At 42.9% G+C, this 1,211-nt stretch carries 1 pseudogene; it reads left to right on the top strand.

Annotated features, from left to right (window positions below):
• Positions 1–3: 3 nt before the first annotated feature.
• Positions 4–1,211: pseudogene (locus tag IAE19_RS16430) on the top strand (DUF2345 domain-containing protein); the annotation flags it as partial.

Genomic DNA, 1,211 nt, shown 5'->3' with positions numbered 1-1,211 from the left:
AACTTGGGCAATCTCAGCCATCCCAAAGAACAGGAAAACAGTCAGGGACGTGGCGAAGGATTTGAGTTAAGGACGGATCACTATGGCGCAGTACGTGCTGGAAAGGGCATGCTGATTAGTACCTATGCACAAGAACAGGCTATTGCTGACCATTTAGACGTCATGCAAGCCCAGTCTTTACTCATACAAGGCTATGAAAACATGAAAATGCTCAGTGAAATTGCGACCCAGCAAAGGAGCGATGCATTAAATGTCATCCAGCGACTACCCAAACTCATTCAGTCACTTGAACTGAAAACGACCAGTCAGGCTTTAAATAGCACACTGAATCTATTTAAAGACAGCATGAATCAAGATCCCATTCATGCGCTGAAAGATTGTGGAAGCTTTATCAAAGAGATTGGGGGACTAGGAGGCGATACCAAAGGAATTGTCGATGAATTTAATACGTTCTTTACCAACTCAAAAGAAGCGGTAGAGAACCTCAAAGCATTTATTGAAAATGTAGAAGAACATGGGGCGGACCTGATAAAAGGCAAACTGGCAAGCATAAAAAACCAAATCAGTGACAATCCATTTGAAAGCCTACAACAAGTTGGAGCAATCATAGCCAATGTAGAGCTCAAAGACTTTGACCTGATGAGTGCGTGTGGAACCTTTAACAAAGGCAGCAAACTCGGAATGACCCCGTCTAAAGCCTTAAGTTCCTTACAGGACTTTATGGAAGGGTATAGTCAGGATTTGGAAAATAGCAACACAAGCACACCACAAGAACAAGGCAGGATTTTTAGACAAGCCCTGATGCTTTTAGCCTCACCGAATGGAATTGCATTAACCACGCCTGAAAACATTTTACTTCAAGCCTCTCAGGATATTGCCGAGAGTGCTAGTGGTTCAATTAATCTGAGTGCACAGAAAAATATTATTGGGCATGCACAAGACAAGATCAGTTTTTTACTGCACAACATGGAATTAGCGCGTATGCCGCAAAAGGGAAAATACAACTGCAAGCGCAAGATGATGCGATAGAAGCGATAGCCAGACAAGTCATCAAACTCATTTCCACAGAGGGAAGGATCGAACTGACCAGTCCGATTGAGATAGATATAAAAGCAGGGGGTTCACAGCTAAAAGTGAATAAGGAGGGTGTATTTATTAATACAGGTGGCTACTTCAAGGTAAAGAGTGGGCAGAATGTGTTTGAGAGTGGG

The sequence above is a fragment of the Acinetobacter sp. S40 genome (assembly GCF_016624705.1).
GTDB lineage: Bacteria > Pseudomonadota > Gammaproteobacteria > Pseudomonadales > Moraxellaceae > Acinetobacter.
This window is presented reverse-complemented; position numbering and strand designations above follow the sequence as displayed.